This is a genomic window from Amycolatopsis sp. NPDC114505 (assembly GCF_055633615.1).
Genome location: NZ_JBVKDV010000001.1, coordinates 674,361 through 691,774 on the forward strand (window position 1 = coordinate 674,361; position 17,414 = coordinate 691,774).

Genomic DNA, 17,414 nt, shown 5'->3' on the forward strand with positions numbered 1-17,414 from the left:
TTTACTTGCCTCCCTGGACCGCGGACAGCGTCTGCTGCACCGTCGGGGTGACTGTGTCGAGCACCGGCTTCGGGTAGAAGCCGAGGACTAGGACCAGCACGACCAGCGGCGCCAGGATCGCGATCTCGCGGCCGTTCAGGTCCGTGATGGCCTTCTTGGCGCCCAGCTCCGGCGCCATCGCGGTGGCTACAGCGCCACCCGACTCCACGCTGGTCGGGGTGGGAGGCCCCGTCGGGGCCGGCGACAACACAGCATCACCGCGGACCGGACCCTGCATGATGCGCTGGTAGAGCCAGAGCACGTACGCCGCGGCCAGAACCATGCCGACCGTGGCGAGGATCGTGTACACCGGCTGGTCGACGTACGCCCCGATGAGCACCAGGAACTCGGAGACGAACGAGTTGGTGCCCGGCAGCGAAAGCGTCGACAGGCCGGCGAGCAGGAACAGGCCCGCCAGCAACGGCGTCACCTTGGCCATGCCGCCGTAGTCCGAAATGCGAGTCGACCCGCCGCGCGCGACGACCAGGCCGATCACCACGATCAGCATGCCGGTCGCGATGCTGTGGTTCAGCATGTACGTCGCCGAGCCGACCATCGCCTGCTCGTTGAACGCGAAGATGCCGAGCGAGATGAAGCCGAAGTGGGCGATCGAGACGTAGGCGATGAACCGCTTCATGTCCCGCTGCCCGGCCGCGAGGATCGATCCGTAAAGGACACCGATCACCGAAAGCACCAGCACCAGCGGGGCGAGGGTCTTGCTCGCGTCCGGGAACATCGGCAGGCAGTAGCGCAGGAACCCGAACGTGCCGACCTTGTCCAGCACGCCGACCAGCAGGACGGCGACGCCGATCGGCGCCTCCCCCGCCGCGTCCGGCAGCCAGGTGTGGAACGGCACCAGTGGCGCCTTGATCGCGAAGGCCAGGAAGAACCCGAGGAACAGCCAGATCTGCGTGGACAGCGGCGCGTCGCGGACGACCGTGACGAGCGTGGCCCAGTCGAACGTGCCGTGCCCGAGCTTGTCCTTCGCCAGCGAGTACGCCCCGATCGCCGACGCCAGCATGATCAGGCCGCCGAGGAACGAGTAGAGGAAGAACTTCACCGCCGCGTACTGCCGGTTCGCGCCGCCGTAGCCGCCGATCAGGAAGTACATCGGGATCAGCATGATCTCGAACAGCACGTAGAACAGGAAGACGTCGGTCGCGGCGAACACGCCGATCGTGAGCGCTTCCTGCAGCAGGATCAGCGAGAGGAAGCCGCCCGCGCTGCGGCCCGGCGGCAGCTTGTCGAGCGTGCCGAGCCCGCCGACGACGATCGGCACCAGCAGCGCGATCACCGCGATCATGATCAGCGAGATGCCGTCGGTGCCGAACGCGATGTGCACCCCGAAGCTCGGGATCCAGTCGAAGCTCGACGTCATCTGCAGCCGCGCGCCCGAAGGCGAGTAGCTGAGCCAGAACGGGATGATCAGCAGGAACTCGAGGATCGAGAACCCCAGCGCGGCCAGCACCGCGGCGCGGTCGTTCCCCTTGAGGAACGCCAGCACCAGGGAGCCGGCGAGCGGCACCAGGATGAGGATCAGCAACCAGGTCATCAGGAGAACCTCACCAGCAGGAGAGCCGCCAGAAGCAGGAACGCGCCGCCCAGCATCGAGAGCGCGTAGGACCGGACGAACCCGGTCTGGAGCCGCCTCAGCCGGCCGGAGCCGCCGCCGAGGGAGGCGGCCAGGCCGTTGACCGCGCCGTCGACGCCGCGGTTGTCGACGAACACCAGCGCCCGCGCGAGCCAGGTGCCCGGACGGGCGACCAGCGTCTCGTTGAGGGCGTTGCCGTACAGGTCCTTGCGGGCCGCGCGGGTGACGAACGAGACCCGCTCGGGCCGCTCGACCGGGATGTCACGGCGGAAGATCAGGTACGCGATCACCACACCCAGCAGCGAGAACACGATTGCGCCCGCCGAGATCACGCCGGCGTCCAGCGGCGAGTGGTGTTCCTCCACCAGCTCGCCGACCGAGGGGGTCAGCCACTCGGCGAAGCGGTCACCGAGGGCGAAGAACGCGCCAGCACCGACCGAACCGACCGCCAGCACCGCCATCGGGACCCACATGACCGCCGTGGACTCGTGCGGGTGGAAGTCGCGGCCGTCGGAGGACTTGATGTCCTTCCAGCGCTCCTTGCCGAAGAACGTCATCATCATCAGGCGCGTCATGTAGAACGCGGTGAGCCCGGCGCCCAGCAGCGCGGCGCCGCCCATCACCCAGCCGCGCCAGCCGCCCTGGCTGAACGCCGCTTCGATGATCGCGTCCTTGGTGAAGAAGCCCGACAGCGGCGGGATGCCGATCAGGGCCAGGTAGCCGAGGCCGAACGTGATGAACGTGATCGGCATCTTCTTGCGCAGGCCGCCGAACTTCCGCATGTCGACCTCGTCGTTCATGCCGTGCATGACCGAGCCGGCCCCGAGGAAGAGCCCGGCCTTGAAGAAGCCGTGCGCGACCAGGTGCATGATGCCCAGCGCGTACGCGATCGGCCCGAGGCCGACGGCGAGCATCATGTAGCCGATCTGGCTGACCGTCGAGTACGCGAGGACCTTCTTGATGTCGTCGTACGCGCAGCCGATGATGCACCCCAAGAGGAGCGTCACCGTGCCGACCAGCGTGACGATCAAGCGGCCGTCTTCGGTGGCGTTGAAGATGTCCTTCGAGCGGGCCACCAGGTAGACGCCCGCGGTCACCATCGTCGCCGCGTGGATGAGGGCCGACACCGGGGTCGGGCCCTCCATCGCGTCCGGGAGCCACGCCTGCAGCGGGAACTGGCCGGACTTACCGCAGGCACCCAGCAGGAGCAGGATCGCCATCGCGGTGATCGCGCCCGGCGAGAACTTGCCGTCGGCGACCGCCTGGAAGACCTGCGCGTAGCCGGTCGAGCCCGCGTACTTGAACATGATGAAGATCGCCAGCGCGAGCCCGACGTCCCCGACGCGGTTCATCAGGAACGCCTTCTTCGCCGCGGTCGCGGCGGACGGGCGGCCCTGGTACCAGCCGATGAGCAGGTAGGACGCGAGGCCCACGCCTTCCCAGCCGAGGTACAGCGTCACGAAGCTGTTGCCCAGCACCAGGATCAGCATCGACGCGACGAAGAGGTTCAGGTACGCGAAGAAGCGGTACCGGCCCTCGTCGTCGGCCATGTAGCCGATCGAGTAGTAGTGGATCAGCATGCCGACGCCGGTGATGAGCAGCACGAACGTCAGCGACAGCGCGTCGATCCGCAGCCCGAAGTCGACCTGCAGGGCACCGGCCGGGATCCACGAGTAGAGCTTGGTGTCCGTCGTGGTGCTCGTGTTCGCCGTGAAGAACAGGATCAGCCCGTAGACGAAGGCGAGCGTGACGGTGGCCGTGCCGAGCAGATGCCCCCACGCCTTCGCCCGCTTGCCCGCCAACAGGAGGATGAGGGCGCCGAGGGCAGGGAGGGCCACCAGCAGCCACGATGATGCGGTCACTCGGAGGTCTCCTAGTACTTCAGCAGGTTGGTGTCGTCGACCGAGGCCGAGCGCCGGGTGCGGAAGATGGCCATGATGATCGCCAGGCCGACCACGACCTCGGCGGCCGCGACGACCATGACGAAGAACGCCATGATCTGGCCGTCGAGCCCGCCGTTGATCCGGGCGAACGTGACCAGCGACAGGTTCACGGCGTTGAGCATCAGCTCGATGCACATGAACACGACGATCGCGTTGCGCCGCACCAGCACGCCGACCGCGCCGAGCGCGAACAGCAGCGCCGACAGCAGCAGGTAGTACGTCGGGGTCATGCCTTCTCCCCTTCCGAACCTTCCGGAGCACCCTCGGAACCGACCAGCGCGTGCGCGTCCGGGTGCTCGACGTCGTCCGCGACGAGCTTGCGTTCCTTCGCCAGCTCGATCGCCGACGTGGACTCGATGATCGCCGAGAGCGACTCCGGGGCGACCGAGCCGTCCGGCAGCAGCGCCGGCGTCGCGACCGAGTTGGCGGTGGCGAAGACACCCGGGCCGGGCAGCGGCGAGGGCCGGTCGTGCTCACCGCGGAAGCGCAGCAGCACGAGCTCCTTCTGCGTGAGCTTGCCGCCCTTGCCGTGGCGGTCGGTGAAGGCCAGCACCATCGCGCCGACGGCGGCGGTGATGAGCAGCGCCGACGTCAGCTCGAACGGGAACAGGTAGTCGGTGAAGATCAGCCGCCCCAGGCCCTTCGGCCCGCCGCCGGCCGCGGTGGCCGAGTCGAGCGGGACGGCCGGGGTGACGTTGGCCAGCGCCCGGTAGATGCCGGTGGCCAGCAGCGCGGCGAGCGCGATGCCGAGCACCGTCGCCGCCAGCCGCTGTCCCCGCAGGACCTCGACGACCGAGTCGGAGCTCTCGCGGCCGACCAGCATCAGGACGAACAGGAACAGCATCATGATCGCGCCGGTGTAGACGATGATCTGCGTGAAGCCGAGGAACGGCGCCGACTGGATCATGTACAGCGCGCCCAGGCTCAGCATCGTGACCACCAGCCACAACGCCGAGTGGACGGCGTTGCGGGAGAAGATCATCCCGAGGCCGCCGAGCAGGCAGAGCGGGCCGAGGATCCAGAACGCGATGGCCTCACCGGTCGACACGCCCGCGGCGGCACCGGTCGGAGCCTCGGCCAGGAGTGCGGCGATCACTTGATGCCCTCCCCGCGAGCCAGCTCCGGACCGTTCACGTAGTAGTCCTGCTCGTTCTCGCCGAGCCGCATCGGGTGCGGCGGCTGCTCCATGCCGGGCAGCAGGGGCGCGAGGAGGTCTTCCTTCGTGTAGATCAGCCGCTGGCGGTCGTCGTCGGCCAGCTCGTAGAAGTTGATCATCGTCAGCGACCGCGTCGGGCACGCTTCGATGCAGAGGCCGCAGCCGATGCAGCGCAGGTAGTTGATCTGGTAGTCCGCGCCGTACCGCTCGCCAGGGGAGAACCGGGCTTCCTCGGTGTTGTCACCACCCTCGACGAAGATCGCGTCCGCCGGGCACGCCCACGCGCACAGCTCGCAGCCGACGCACTTCTCGAGGCCGTCCGGGTGGCGGTTCAGCTGGTGCCTGCCGTGGTACCGCGGGGCGGCGGGTGCGCCGGCTTCCGGGTACTCCTCGGTGGCGACCTTCTTGAACATCATCCCGAAGGTGACGCCGAAGCCCTTGACGGGATCAAGAAACCCCATCTTGCGCTCCTTCCTTTGCGGTACCGACGGCCGCCGGCTTGCGGCGGGCCGCCTTCGCCTCGGCCTTGGCCAAAGCCTTCTGACGCGGGGTGGTCTGCGGGACCTTGAGGTCCAGCGGCGGGACCGGGAAACCGCCACCGGTCACCGGGATGGTCTCGCTCTCCTCTTCGCGGCCCGCCGCGCGGACGTAGAAGAACAGGGCGACGACGATGAAGATCGCGACCGCGGCGATGATGATCGACGCGGTGTTCCAGCTGATCACCTTCGCGAAGGTGACCATGACGATCCACACCAGGTTCAGCGGGACCAGGACCTTCCAGCCCAGGCGCATGAACTGGTCGTAGCGCAGGCGGGGCAGCGTGCCGCGCAGCCAGATGAACCCGAACAGCAGGACGAACATCTTCGCGAAGAACCACAGCACCGGCCACCAGCCGGTGTTGAGCACGTTGTTCCCGATCAGCGACAGCGGCCACGGGGCCATCCAGCCGCCGAGGAACAGCGTCGTCGCGAACGCCGACACGATCACCATGTTGACGTACTCGGCGAGGAAGAACATCGCGAACTTCATCGAGCTGTACTCGGTGTGGAAGCCGCCGACCAGCTCCGACTCGGCCTCGGGGAGGTCGAACGGGGCGCGGTTGGTCTCGCCGACCATCGAGATCAGGTAGATCACGAAGCTCGGGATCAGGTACAGGAACCACGCCGGCTGCTGCTTGGCGACGATGTCGGCCAGGTCCAGCGAACCGGACTGCAGGATCACCGCGACGATCGAGAGACCCATCGCGATCTCGTACGAGATCACCTGCGCCGCGCTGCGCATGCCGCCCAGCAGCGGGTACGGCGAACCCGACGCCCAGCCGGCGAGCACGATGCCGTAGACGCCGATCGAGGAGCAGGCCAGGATCACCAGCGCGCTGACCGGCAGGTCGAGCAGCTGGAGGACGGTGCGCTCGCCGAAGATCGAGACGACCGGGCCGAACGGGATGGCCGCCAGCGCGATCAGCGGCGGCACCACGCAGATGACCGGGGCGAGGAAGTACACCTTGCGGTCGGCGGTGTCCGGGATGATCTGTTCCTTGAACGGCAGCTTGATCGCGTCCGCCAGGGACTGCAGGTAGCCGTTCGGGCCGACGCGGTTGGGGCCCGGCCGGTTCTGCATCCGGCCGACGGCCTTCCGCTCCCAGACGATCAGCAGGATCGTGAAGATCGGGCCGATCAGCAGGATGACCACGGACTTCAGCAGGATCAGCCAGAACGGGTCGTCCGCCAGGAGCGCCGCGCGCGTCGCCGCGTCGGGAACGCTCCCGACAGCGACCTCGGTAAGCAACGGAGTCACTGTTCACCCCCAGCGAGGTTCACCACGGCGCCGTGCCCGGCGCCGAGCGTCTTGAGCACGGCGGAGCCGTCGGAGTTGCCCGGCAGCCACACGACGCCGTCGGGCAGGTCCGCGATCTCCACCGGCAGCGTGATCGCACCGCGTTCGGTGCTCACCTTCACGGTGACGCCCAGCCCTTCGGCGGTCTTCGCGGACAGCCGCGCGACCGGCGTGCGCTGGGTGCCCTTCAGGTGCGGCTCGCCGTCCTGCAGCGATCCGTTGTCGATCAGCTGACGCCAGCTCGACAGGATCGCCTGGCCGGCGCCGGGGGCCGCCGTGGCTCCGCCGGTCTCCGCTTCGACGTTGCCCCACCGCAGGGCCGAGGCCGGGGCGAGCTTCTCGAAGTCACCGCGGGCGGCGGCCGGTGTCTGCGTGAACAGGTCGGCGTCCATCTCGACGGCGAGGGTGTCGAGCACCCGGCAGTCCGGCAGGGCGCCGGTGCCTTCGATGGTGACGTCGAACGGGCGGGTGCGGCCCTCCCAGTTGAGGTAGCTGCCCGCCTTCTCGTCGGACGCGGCCACCGGGAGCACGACGTCCGCGCGCTCGGTCACCGCGCTGTGCCGGAGTTCCAGGCTGACGACGAAGCCGGCGCCGTCCAGCGCGCGCAGCGCCAGTTCCGGGTCCGGCAGGTCGAACGGGTCGACACCGCCGACGACCAGACCGCCCAGCTCGCGGCCCGAAGCGGCCTTGAGGATCTCCGTCGCGTCGCGACCCGGCGCGGCCGGGATCGGGACGCCCCAGGCGTTTTCGACGGCGACGCGAGCCGCGTCGTCGCCGACCCGGTGGCCGCCCGGCAGCAGCGTCGGCACGCAGCCCGTGGCCAGCGCGCCCCGGTCGCCGGCGCGGCGCGGGATCCACGCGAGCCGGACGCCGGTGCGCTCGACGAGGTCGTGCAGCGCGGAGAACAGGCCGGGCACCTGGGCGGCGCGCTCGCCGACCAGGACGACGGCGCCTTCGCCGCGCAGGCCCTCGTCGAGGTCCGGCGCGTGCTTGGCGATGCCTTCGATGGCCGCGGCTTCCTGGCCGGGGACGCAGGCGAGCAGCTCGCCGAACGTCTTGCGCACCGACGACGTCGTCCACTGTCCCAAGTGGACGACGCGGGTGCGGTTCTTGCGGGCCGCCTTGCGCAGCCGCAGGAACACGATCGGCGCCTCGTCCTCGGGCTCGAACGCCACGCACAGGACCGTGCGGGCCCGCTCGATCTCGCCGAAGGTGACGCCGGACTCCGGCGTCACGCCCACGACGTGCGAGGTGAGGAACGCGAGCTCCTCGGCCGAGTGCGGGCGGGCGCGGAAGTCGACGTCGTTGGTCCGCAGCGCGACGCGGGCGAACTTCGAGTACGCGTAGGCGTCCTCGACGGTCAGCCGGCCACCGGGCAGGACGCCGACGCCGCCGTTGGCGCGAGCCTCGGTCAGGCCGGCGGCCGCGATGCGCAGCGCGTCGGTCCAGGAGGCCTCTTCCAGCTCACCGGTCTCGGTGTTGCGGACCAGCGGACGGCGGATGCGGTCGTCGGCACCCGTGTAGCGGAAGGCGAAGCGGCCCTTGTCGCAGATCCACTCCTCGTTGACTTCCGGGTCGTCGCCGGCCAGCTTGCGCTGGACCTTGCCGCGCCGGAAGTCGGTGCGCTCGGCACAGCCGGACGAGCAGTGCTCGCAGACGCTCGGCGAGGACACCAGGTCGAACGGGCGGGAGCGGAACCGGTAGGCGGCGCTCGTGAGGGCACCGACCGGGCAGATCTGGATGACGTTGCCGGAGAAGTAGCTCTGGAACGGCTGCCCCGACGTCGTGCGCGACGCGAGGTCCAGGACGTCCGCCGTCTCCGCGGTGCCGATCTGCTGGTGGGCGCCGCGTTCGAGGAGCTCGATGAACGGGTCGCCGGCGATCTCGCGGGAGAACCGGGTGCAGCGCTGGCAGAGCACGCAGCGTTCGCGGTCCAGCAGCACCTGCGACGAGATCGGCAGCGGCTTCTGGAACGTCCGCTTGGTGTCCACGAACCGGGACTCCGTGCGGCCGTGGGCCAGCGCCTGGTTCTGCAGCGGGCACTCGCCGCCCTTGTCGCAGATCGGGCAGTCCAGCGGGTGGTTGATGAGCAGCAGCTCCATCACACCCTGCTGAGCCTTGTCCGCGACCGGCGACGTCAGCTGCGTCTTGACGACCATGCCGTCGGCGACGGTCATCGTGCAGGACGCCTGCGGCTTCGGCATCGGCCTGCCGCCCATCTCGACCTCGACCAGGCACTGGCGGCAGGCGCCGGCCGGGTCGAGGAGCGGGTGGTCGCAGAACCGCGGGATGACCGTGCCGAGGCGTTCGGCCGTGCGGATGATCAGCTCGCCCTTGGGGGCGATGACCTCTTCGCCGTCGATGACCAACTTCACGTGGCCTTCGGGGACCGGCGTCTCGGTCGTTTCGGGCTTGTCGGGGGCGATCGTCATGCCTGCGCTCCCACCAGTTCGCGCTTGTTGCTCTCACACAGAGCCAGGAATTCTTCGCGGAAGTACTTGATGCCGCTCTGGATCGGCGACACCGCGCCGTCACCGAGGGCGCAGAACGACCGGCCGAGGATGTTGTCGCAGACGTCGAGGAGGGTGTCGATGTCCTCTTCGGTCCCGTGGCCCTCGACCATGCGCTCGAGGATCTGCGCGAGCCAGTACGTGCCTTCGCGGCACGGCGTGCACTTGCCGCAGGACTCGTGCTCGTAGAACTGCGTCCACTTCATCACGGCCCAGGGCACCGACACCGTCTCGTTGAAGACCTGCACGGCGGTCGTGCCCAGCATCGACCCGGCTTCCGCCGCGCCTTCGAAGTCCAGGGGAACGTCGAGGTGCTCGGCGGTGAACATCGGGGTGGACGAGCCGCCCGGGGTCCAGAACTTGAGCGGGACGCCGTCCTTCATGCCGCCCGCCATGTCGAGCAGCTCGCGCAGCGTGGTGCCGAGCGGGCACTCGTACTGGCCGGGCTTCTCGACGTGGCCGGAGATCGAGTAGATCTTCGGGCCGGGCGACTTCTCGCGGCCCATCTCGCGGAACCAGCTCGACCCGCCGTTCACGATGAACGGCGCGCTCGCGATGGTCTCGACGTTGTTGACCGTGGTCGGCGCGGCGTACAGACCGGCGGCCGCGGGGAACGGCGGCTTGAGCCGCGGCTGGCCACGACGGCCCTCCAGCGAGTCCAGCAGCGCCGTCTCCTCGCCGCAGATGTACGCGCCCGCTCCCGCGTGGACGGTGATCTTGAGGTCGAAGCCCGAGCCGAGGATGTTCTCGCCGAGGTAACCGGCCGCTTCGGCTTCGCGCACGGCCGCGTTGAGGCGGCGGATGCAGTGCAGCGCCTCGCCGCGGACGTAGATGAAGCAGTGGTTGGAGCGCATCGCGTACGAGGCGATGATGCAGCCCTCGATGAGCGAGTGCGGGTCCGCCATCATCAGCGGGATGTCCTTGCACGTGCCCGGCTCGCCCTCGTCGGCGTTGATCACCAGGTAGTGCGGCTTGTCGAAGTTCGGCGGCATGAACGACCACTTGATGCCGGCCGGGAAGCCCGCGCCACCGCGGCCCCGCAGGCCCGAGTCCTTGACCAGCTGGACGAGCTGCTCCGGCGTGCCGGCGAGCGCCTTGCGGACGGCCGTGTAGCCCTCCAGCGCTTCGTACGTCCCGATCTGCCAGGAGTTCGGCGACAGCCAGCGCTTCGTGAGGACCGGCGTAATGGGATCTGCCATTACTTCTTCTCCCCCTCTTTAACAGGCACAGCCGGCAGCGGGACGTCTTGCGCGACGGGCGCGACCCAGCCGCGGTCCTGGGCGAGCTTCGCGCCCCGCAACGTTTCGACAGCCTGCGAAGGGCCGTCGACGTCCGTGCGGTACTGGCGCTCGTCCTCCGGGAAGAACCCGGCGAGCTGCAGCTCGGCGGCCTTGAAGCTCGACAGCGGGGCGCCGCGCGTCGGGGCCGGCTTCTTGCCCGCCCGCAGCGCGTCGACCAGCGCGACGGCCTTGTCCTCGGTCTGGTTGTCGAAGTACTCGTAGTTGACCTGGATGACCGGCGCGAGGTCGCAGGCCGCGAGGCACTCGGCGTGCTCGAGGGTGACCGAGCCCGGCTCGTTCGGCGTGCCCGCGGTCTCGTTGTGCCCCAGCGGCGCCTCCTCGGAACCGAGGTGCGTCTGGAGCTTCTTGTAGATCGCGTCGCCGCCCATGGCCGCGCACAGCGTGTTGGTGCAGACGCTCACGAGGTGCTCACCGCACGGACGCCGCTTGTACATCGTGTAGAACGTCGCGACCGCGCTGACCTCGGCGTCGGACAGTTCGAGCTGCTTCGCGCAGAACGCGATGCCCTCCTGGCTGACGTAGCCCTGCACCGACTGCACCAGGTGCAGCATCGGCAGCAGCGCCGAGCGCGACACCGGGTAGCGCGCGATCAGGTCCTGCGCCCGGGCGACGACGCCGTCGTCGAAGATGTCTTCGAGCGGGGTGTCGGCCAGGATCCCTTCGGCGACCGCGGGATCCGGCGCGATGGCGATCACGTCGACGTCGCCGCCGGCGGCCGCGTGCGTCCGGTCCGCCGCGTTCGGCCCCGGTTCCGGGACTGCGGTGCTTGAGGTCATCGGTCCACTCCCCCCATGACGGGGTCGATCGAGGCGATCGCGGCGATCACGTCCGCGACCAGGCCGCCTTCGGCCATGGCGGGCATCGACTGCAGGTTCACGAAGCTCGGTTCGCGCACGTGGACCCGCAGCGGCCGCGTGCCGCCGTCGGACACCAGGTGCGCGCTCAGCTCGCCGCGCGGCGACTCGACCGAGGTGTAGACCTGCCCGGCCGGCACCTTGAAGCCCTCGGTGACCAGCTTGAAGTGGTGGATCAGGGACTCCATCGACTGGCCCATGATCTTCTTGACGTGCTCGAGCGAGTTGCCCATGCCGTCGCTGCCGATCGACAGCTGCGCGGGCCAGGCGACCTTCTTGTCCTCGACCATGACCGGGCCCGGCTCGAGCTTCTCCAGGCACTGCTCGATGATCTTGAGGCTCTCGTGCATCTCGTGCACCCGGATCAGGTAGCGCGACCAGCAGTCGGCGCCGTTGTCGACCGGGACGTCGAAGTCGAACTCGTCGTAGCAGGAGTACGGCTCGGTCTTCCGCAGGTCCCACGGCAGGCCCGCGGACCGCAGCACCGGGCCGGTGACGCCGAGCGCGAGGCACGCGTCGACCGGCAGGTACCCGACGCCCTTGAGCCGGTTGCGCCAGATCGGCTGCCCGGTGAAGAGCTTGTCGTACAGCGGAAGGCGTTCCTTCATCGTCTTGACGAATTCGGTGACCTTCTCGCGGTAGTCCTCGGGCATGTCCTGCGCGAGGCCGCCGGGGCGGATGAACGCGTGGTTCATGCGCAGGCCGGTCAGGTGCTCCAGCAGGTGCAGCACGACCTCGCGCTCGCGGAAGCCGAGCGTCATCGCGGTGGTGGCGCCGAGCTCCATGCCGCCGGTGGCGATGTAGACCAGGTGCGAGCCGATGCGGTTGATCTCCAGCAGCATCACGCGCAGCAGCTGCGCGCGGCGCGGGGCCTCGATCTGCAGCAGCTTCTCGACGCCGAGGCAGTACGCCATCTCCGTCGAAAGCGGGGCCAGGTAGTCCATGCGCGTCACGAAGGTGACGCCCTGGGTCCAGGTCCGGTACTCGCAGTTCTTCTCGATGCCGGTGTGGAGGTAGCCGATGACCGACCGCAGCTGCGTGACGGTCTCGCCCTCCATCTCCAGCACGAGCCGGAGCACGCCGTGCGTCGACGGGTGCTGCGGGCCCATGTTGATGACCATGCGCTCGTCGTGCGCGGCGTCGGCGATGACGTCGTCCCAGTCGCCGCCGGAGACCGAGTAGACGCGGCCTTCGGTGGTGTCGCGCGAGTCGGCCTCGGGGACTGGGGTGGTGTCTTCGTTAATCGTCACGAGTACGACCTCCGCTGGTCCGGCGGCGGGATCTCCGCGCCCTTGTATTCGACCGGGATCCCGCCGAGCGGGTAGTCCTTGCGCTGGGGGTGGCCGTCCCAGTCGTCCGGCATGAGGATGCGGGTGAGCGCGGGGTGGCCGTCGTAGACGATGCCGAACATGTCCCAGGTCTCCCGCTCCTGCCAGTCGGCGGTCGGGTAGATCCCGACCAGCGACGGCACGTGCGCGTCGTCGACGTCGAGGGTGACCTCGAGCCGGATGCGGCGGCGGTACGTCAGGGACGTGAAGTGGTACACGGAGTGCAGCCGCTGCGGGACGTCGACGCCGTAGTCCACCCCGGATACCGAGCTGAGCAGCTCGAAGCGGAGGCCGCCGTCGTCGCGAAGCACCTTCGCGATTTCGGCCAGCTTCTCGCGGGCGACGTAGAAGGTGATCTCGCCGCGGTCGACCGTCGTCTGCAGGATCGCTTCGGCGGGGATCTTGTTGTCCGACAGGGCCGCGTAGAACTCGTCGGCGAACTGGTCGAACCAGCCGCCGTACGGGCGCTCGGCCGGCGCCGGGTTGTAGGCCGGGAGCCGGACGCCGCCGTAGCCGGAGGTGTCGCCGGTGCCGTGGACGCCGAACATGCCCTGGCGCTCGCGGCCGGTGACGACCGGTTCGGCGGGGCGGGTGCCCCGCGGCTCGAGGCCGCCTTCGGGACGGTCGGCGCTGGACTGCTCGCCGCCGGTCTCAGGAGTTTCAGTCATCGCTTACTTCTTCGCGTACTTGATCGACGACGCGACGAGCTCGGTGCGCGCCCCGCTGGCGGCGCGGATCGCGGCGCGGCGGGCGTTGATCGGCTCGTCCTGGATCTTGGCGTGCAGCTTGAGGATCGCGTCCAGCAGCATCTCCGGCCGCGGCGGGCAGCCGGGCAGGTACATGTCGACCGGCACGACGTGGTCGACGCCCTGGACCACGGCGTAGTTGTTGAACATGCCGCCGGAGGAGGCGCAGACGCCCATCGCGAGCACCCACTTGGGCTCGGCCATCTGGTCGTAGATCTGGCGCAGGACCGGAGCCATCTTCTGCGTGACCCGGCCGGCGACGATCATCAGGTCGGCCTGCCGCGGCGTCGCGCTGAAGCGCTCCATGCCGAAGCGGGCGATGTCGTAGCGGGAGCCGCCGACCGTCATCATCTCGATCGCGCAGCAGGCGAGCCCGAAGGTCGCGGGCCACATCGAGTTCTTCCGCGACCAGTTGACGAGACCTTCGAGACTGGCCAGCAGGATGCCGTTGGGGAGTTTCTCTTCGAGGCCCATGGGTCTAGTTCCAATCCAGGCCGCCGCGCCGCCACACGTAGGCGTACGCGAAGCCGACCGTCGCGATGAACAGCAGGATCTCCACCAGGCCGAACGTGCCCAGCGCGTCCGCCTGCACGGCGAACGGGTAGAGGAAGACCATCTCGATGTCGAACAGGATGAACAGCATCGCGGTGATGTAGTAGGCCACCGGCATCCGCCCGGCGCCGACGAGCGGCTGCGGGGACGGTTCGATGCCGCACTCGTAGGCCTCGAGCTTGGCCTTGTTGTAGCGGCTGGGGCCGACGAGCGGGCCCAGCAGCACCGACAACACGGCGAACGCGAGCGCCAGCACGAACAACAGGACCAGGGGCAGGTAGGGCTTCAGGCTCGGGGCCTCTTGCGCCAGCTGCACCATGTCGGTTCGGGTCAGCAACGTCAGCACGGGGTCTTCGCCATCCTTTCCGCGCCGATGCGGTTGTGCTTGTGGTGGGAACCGCTTGGCCTCGTCGGCACCCTAAGGGACCTGGGTCACACCGCCGAGGGTCAGGGTCTCCTTACGGCCCGTGGCTGGGCCCGGAGGGAAAACACAGCTCGCTTGTGAAATAGTTCACAAGCCACTCGTCGCGGATGTGAAGGGATTCACAAAGCATGGGGGGAGTGTAGGACGCGACTCACATTCTTGTCCCTAGGCCCCCATGTTATAAGGGTGCCCTAAGTTCCAGCGCCAACGTTGTCACGGCTCGGTGACAGCGCCCGCGCGACCTGGGCGAAGACCGTTCAAGATCGCCTGTCGGCCGGACAAACAGGGCGCCGGCCTGTGAGCTATCCCACTGACCGCACGGCCAACTTGTTAGGCCACCCGTGTGTCCGCGCGCGAAAAGCCGGTGCGGCAAGGGGCATCACGCGTGACTGGACGGGCTTCTCGCGTGACTGGACGGGCATCACGCCGATGCCCGCCGGATCACGCGTGATGCCTCTCTGGTCACGTGTGATGCCCCGCGGATCACGCGTGATGCCCCGGAGCGCACGGCCGCGCGGAAAGGCCCCGGCACGGAAGTCGTGCCGGGGCCCGTTGATCCGGTCAGCGCGGGGTCGGTGCCGCCTTCGCCAGCGCCGAGATCAGGCGGTCGACGCCGTCGCCGCCCTTGGCGTCGTAGCAGCCGGACAGGCCCTTGTAGACCAGCGGCAGGAGCTTGTTGATGCGCAGCCCGTACTTGGTGCACGCGTGCATGATCTTCGGCTTGCCGATGATCTTCGCGAACACGTTCCCCAGCTGGTAGTACCCGCCCATCAGCTCGCCGACCGCCCGCGGGTACGCCTCCAGCGCCCGCTCGCGCGAAGCTCCTTCGCGCCGGGCCAGCGCCTGGACCACGACCTCCGCCGCGATCTGGGCCGACTCCATCGCCGCCGAGATGCCTTCGCCGTTGAACGGGCTGACCATGCCGCCCGCGTCGCCGAGCAGCAGGAGTCCGTCGCGGTAGTGCGGGGTGCGGTTGAAGCCCATCGGCAGCCCCGCGCCGCCGACCTTGCCGATCGCGTTCTCCTCGCGGTAGCCCCACTCCTCCGGCGTCCCGTCGAGCCACTGGCGCAGCAGCGCGCGGTAGTCGGTGTTCCGGAACGACGCCGACGTCGAGAGCATGCCGAGGCCGACGTTCACCGTGCCGTCGCCGAGCGGGAACGCCCAGCCGTAGCCCGGCAGCAGCTTCGGGTCGCGCGGGTCGGACTTGTCCCACAGCTCGAGGTGCCCCTCGATGAACGGGTCGTCGTGGCGCGGGCTCTTGTAGTACTGGCGCACCGCGACGCCCATCGGGCGCTTCTCGTTCTTCTGGATGCCGACGCTCAGCGCGAGCCGCGCGGACACGCCGTCGCAGGCCAGGACCAGCGGCGCGCGGTACTTCACCGGCGTCCGCTCCGGGCCGACCTTCGCCTCGACGCCGACCACGCGCCCGCCCGGGCTGGTGATCGCGCCGGTGACCGTCGTGCGCTCGTACAGCCGCGCGCCCGCCTTCACCGCGAGCTTCGCGAGCAGGTCGTCGAAGTCGTGGCGGGTCCGGGAAACGCCGTACGGCGGGTAGCTCGTGAGGTCCGGCCAGTCGAGCTCCAGCGTCAGGTCGCCGGTGAGGATCCGGAGGCCGCGGCTGTGCACCCAGCCAGCGTCCTCGCTGGTGTCGATGCCCAGGTCGATCAGCTGCTTGACGCCGCGCGGGGTCAGGCCGTCACCGCAGACCTTCTCGCGGGGGAACTCGGTCTTCTCCAGCAGGAGGACGTCGACGCCCGCGCGGGCCAGGTAGGTGGCCACGGTGGACCCGGCGGGCCCGGCGCCGACGACGATGACTTCGGCGTCCTGGTCTGCGGTGCGTCGACTCATGAACGCGAGTTTAGGCAGGCTTCTTCGCTCGGTGGATCGCCACGACGCCGAATGTGAGGTTCAACCACTCGACGTCGGTCCAGCCCGCGCTCGCGATGATCTCGCCGAGCGTGCGCTGGTCCGGCCAGGCCAGCATGGATTCGGCCAGGTAGGAGTACGCCTCCGGGTTCGACGACGTCCGCTTGCCGACCCAGGTCAGCAGCTTCAGCATGAACCGCCGGTGGATGAACCGGATCGGGGCGAACGGCGGCGTCGAGACCTCGCAGATCACCAACCGGCCGCCCGGCTTGACCACCCGGGCGATCTCGGTGAGCGCCGCCTTCGTGTCGACGAAGTTGCGCAGCGCCAGGGAGATCGTCACGGCGTCGAAGCTGTCGTCGGCGAACGGCAGGTTCAGCGCGTCCGCCGCGACCATCGGCACGTTGCGGTGCAGCCCGGCCCGGAGCATGCCGAACGAGAAGTCCGCGGCCAGGCACCAGGCGCCACCGCGGGCGTACTCGACGGTGGACACCCCGGTGCCGGCGGCGAGGTCCAGGACCTTCTCGCCGCGGCGGGCGTCGAGCACGCGGGCGGTGGTGGTGCGCCAGCGCCGGTCGAAACCGAAGGTCATGAACGAGTTCGCCCGGTCGTACCCGTCCGCGACGCCGTCGAACATCGCGGCGACTTCGTGCGGATCCTTGTCCAGGCTTGCGCGTGACATGGCTTGAATCTAGTCGTCCGCCTTCGTGAAGGTGGCGAGCACCAGCCAGATGAGCCCGCCGAAGCGCGCGACCGGGATCAACGGGTAGAGCACGTCGGTCAGCACGCTGAACGCCGACAGCGCCGAGAGCGCGGCGATGACGTACCCGGTGATCGCCACCCACCGCCGCGTCGTGGCCGCGACAGCCGCGATCAGCAGCGCGAGGGGAACCGCGAAGCCGAAGGCCCCGCTCGCGAAGGCCAGCGACGTGAAGGGGCGGGCGAAGTCCGGGTTCTGGGCGGCCGTCCACGTGGCGAGGCCGCTCAGCACGAGCGAGCCCGACGCGAGCAGGCCGCCGGCGAAGCCGAGACGCGGTGGTCTCGCGGCCGCGGTCCAGGTCGCGAGGGACAGCCCGGCGCCGAAGACGACGAGGGCCAGCGCCTGGACGAGCCCCTGGTGGGCGGCGACGTAAGCGGTGACCTCGGCGGCGGACGAGCCCGGGCGGGTGCCGGTGGCGCCGAGGACTCCCCCGGCGACGGTGAACAGGCCGTAGGTGACGATCGCAATTCGTTTCATGCCATAAACGATTACACTGGTGTAATCAATT

Annotated in this window: 16 protein-coding genes; all 16 read right to left on the reverse strand. The window is 69.2% G+C overall.

Annotated elements, in window-relative coordinates; all coding sequences use genetic code 11:
- Position 1 precedes the first annotated feature (1 nt).
- The 16 genes from ACZ7OU_RS03375 to ACZ7OU_RS03450 all read right to left on the reverse strand — a co-directional run bounded on the left by ACZ7OU_RS03375 (position 2) and on the right by ACZ7OU_RS03450 (position 17,383).
- Entirely contained in the window at positions 2-1,591 is a 1,590-nt protein-coding gene (locus ACZ7OU_RS03375; RefSeq protein WP_470254090.1) for an NADH-quinone oxidoreductase subunit M, read from the reverse strand.
- Complete coding sequence (gene nuoL / locus ACZ7OU_RS03380) at positions 1,591-3,492, reverse strand: NADH-quinone oxidoreductase subunit L (RefSeq protein ID WP_470254091.1); 1,902 nt, start codon at positions 3,490-3,492, stop codon at positions 1,591-1,593. The genes ACZ7OU_RS03375 and nuoL overlap by 1 nt, the downstream gene beginning before the upstream one ends.
- 11 nt (positions 3,493-3,503) lie before the next feature.
- Positions 3,504-3,803, reverse strand: a complete 300-nt coding sequence (gene nuoK, locus ACZ7OU_RS03385; protein ID WP_003081840.1) for an NADH-quinone oxidoreductase subunit NuoK — start codon at positions 3,801-3,803, stop codon at positions 3,504-3,506.
- Entirely contained in the window at positions 3,800-4,669 is an 870-nt protein-coding gene (locus ACZ7OU_RS03390; RefSeq protein WP_470254092.1) for an NADH-quinone oxidoreductase subunit J, read from the reverse strand. The genes nuoK and ACZ7OU_RS03390 overlap by 4 nt, the downstream gene beginning before the upstream one ends.
- Positions 4,666-5,190, reverse strand: coding sequence for an NADH-quinone oxidoreductase subunit NuoI (nuoI, locus tag ACZ7OU_RS03395; protein ID WP_013222460.1), 525 nt, complete (start codon positions 5,188-5,190; stop codon positions 4,666-4,668). Before nuoI ends, ACZ7OU_RS03390 begins: the two co-directional genes overlap by 4 nt.
- Entirely contained in the window at positions 5,177-6,526 is a 1,350-nt protein-coding gene (gene nuoH / locus ACZ7OU_RS03400) for an NADH-quinone oxidoreductase subunit NuoH (protein ID WP_470239616.1), read from the reverse strand. Before nuoH ends, nuoI begins: the two co-directional genes overlap by 14 nt.
- A complete protein-coding gene (locus ACZ7OU_RS03405) occupies positions 6,523-8,997 on the reverse strand; it encodes an NADH-quinone oxidoreductase subunit G (protein ID WP_470254093.1) in 2,475 nt (824 codons plus the stop codon). Before ACZ7OU_RS03405 ends, nuoH begins: the two co-directional genes overlap by 4 nt.
- Positions 8,994-10,274, reverse strand: coding sequence for an NADH-quinone oxidoreductase subunit NuoF (gene nuoF, locus ACZ7OU_RS03410; protein WP_470239618.1), 1,281 nt, complete (start codon positions 10,272-10,274; stop codon positions 8,994-8,996). Before nuoF ends, ACZ7OU_RS03405 begins: the two co-directional genes overlap by 4 nt.
- A complete protein-coding gene (gene nuoE, locus ACZ7OU_RS03415; protein ID WP_470254094.1) occupies positions 10,274-11,152 on the reverse strand; it encodes an NADH-quinone oxidoreductase subunit NuoE in 879 nt (292 codons plus the stop codon). Before nuoE ends, nuoF begins: the two co-directional genes overlap by 1 nt.
- Entirely contained in the window at positions 11,149-12,480 is a 1,332-nt protein-coding gene (locus ACZ7OU_RS03420; RefSeq protein WP_470239620.1) for an NADH-quinone oxidoreductase subunit D, read from the reverse strand. Before ACZ7OU_RS03420 ends, nuoE begins: the two co-directional genes overlap by 4 nt.
- A complete protein-coding gene (locus ACZ7OU_RS03425) occupies positions 12,477-13,226 on the reverse strand; it encodes an NADH-quinone oxidoreductase subunit C (RefSeq protein ID WP_470239621.1) in 750 nt (249 codons plus the stop codon). The genes ACZ7OU_RS03420 and ACZ7OU_RS03425 overlap by 4 nt, the downstream gene beginning before the upstream one ends.
- Positions 13,227-13,229: 3 nt before the next feature.
- Positions 13,230-13,778 carry a NuoB/complex I 20 kDa subunit family protein gene (locus ACZ7OU_RS03430; RefSeq protein ID WP_155548771.1) on the reverse strand — a complete coding sequence of 183 codons (549 nt, stop codon included), beginning with the start codon at positions 13,776-13,778 and terminating at the stop codon, positions 13,230-13,232.
- Positions 13,779-13,782: 4 nt separating this feature from the next.
- Positions 13,783-14,175 (reverse strand): NADH-quinone oxidoreductase subunit A, encoded by a 393-nt coding sequence (locus tag ACZ7OU_RS03435; protein ID WP_470255874.1) that lies wholly within the window; start codon positions 14,173-14,175, stop codon positions 13,783-13,785.
- A 666-nt stretch (positions 14,176-14,841) separates the two neighbouring features.
- On the reverse strand, positions 14,842-16,128 hold the full coding sequence (locus tag ACZ7OU_RS03440; protein WP_470254095.1) for a geranylgeranyl reductase family protein: 1,287 nt from the start codon (positions 16,126-16,128) through the stop codon (positions 14,842-14,844).
- Between the two features lie 10 nt (positions 16,129-16,138).
- Positions 16,139-16,828 carry a demethylmenaquinone methyltransferase gene (locus ACZ7OU_RS03445; RefSeq protein WP_470239623.1) on the reverse strand — a complete coding sequence of 230 codons (690 nt, stop codon included), beginning with the start codon at positions 16,826-16,828 and terminating at the stop codon, positions 16,139-16,141.
- A gap of 9 nt (positions 16,829-16,837) precedes the next feature.
- Positions 16,838-17,383 (reverse strand): DUF4386 domain-containing protein, encoded by a 546-nt coding sequence (locus ACZ7OU_RS03450; protein ID WP_470254096.1) that lies wholly within the window; start codon positions 17,381-17,383, stop codon positions 16,838-16,840.
- Positions 17,384-17,414: the final 31 nt, after the last annotated feature.

Bases quoted from the DNA above. Each gene is read 5' to 3' on its own strand.
- ACZ7OU_RS03440 (WP_470254095.1), bottom strand. From the start codon at position 16,128: ATGAGTCGACGCACCGCAGACCAGGACGCCGAAGTCATCGTCGTCGGC.
- nuoK (WP_003081840.1), bottom strand. From the start codon at position 3,803: ATGACCCCGACGTACTACCTGCTGCTGTCGGCGCTGCTGTTCGCGCTC.
- ACZ7OU_RS03430 (WP_155548771.1), bottom strand. From the start codon at position 13,778: ATGGGCCTCGAAGAGAAACTCCCCAACGGCATCCTGCTGGCCAGTCTC.
- nuoE (WP_470254094.1), bottom strand. From the start codon at position 11,152: ATGACCTCAAGCACCGCAGTCCCGGAACCGGGGCCGAACGCGGCGGAC.
- ACZ7OU_RS03425 (WP_470239621.1), bottom strand. From the start codon at position 13,226: ATGACTGAAACTCCTGAGACCGGCGGCGAGCAGTCCAGCGCCGACCGT.
- ACZ7OU_RS03450 (WP_470254096.1), bottom strand. From the start codon at position 17,383: ATGAAACGAATTGCGATCGTCACCTACGGCCTGTTCACCGTCGCCGGG.
- ACZ7OU_RS03375 (WP_470254090.1), bottom strand. From the start codon at position 1,591: ATGACCTGGTTGCTGATCCTCATCCTGGTGCCGCTCGCCGGCTCCCTG.
- nuoI (WP_013222460.1), bottom strand. From the start codon at position 5,190: ATGGGGTTTCTTGATCCCGTCAAGGGCTTCGGCGTCACCTTCGGGATG.
- ACZ7OU_RS03405 (WP_470254093.1), bottom strand. From the start codon at position 8,997: ATGACGATCGCCCCCGACAAGCCCGAAACGACCGAGACGCCGGTCCCC.
- nuoF (WP_470239618.1), bottom strand. From the start codon at position 10,274: ATGGCAGATCCCATTACGCCGGTCCTCACGAAGCGCTGGCTGTCGCCG.
- ACZ7OU_RS03445 (WP_470239623.1), bottom strand. From the start codon at position 16,828: ATGTCACGCGCAAGCCTGGACAAGGATCCGCACGAAGTCGCCGCGATG.
- ACZ7OU_RS03435 (WP_470255874.1), bottom strand. From the start codon at position 14,175: ATGGTGCAGCTGGCGCAAGAGGCCCCGAGCCTGAAGCCCTACCTGCCC.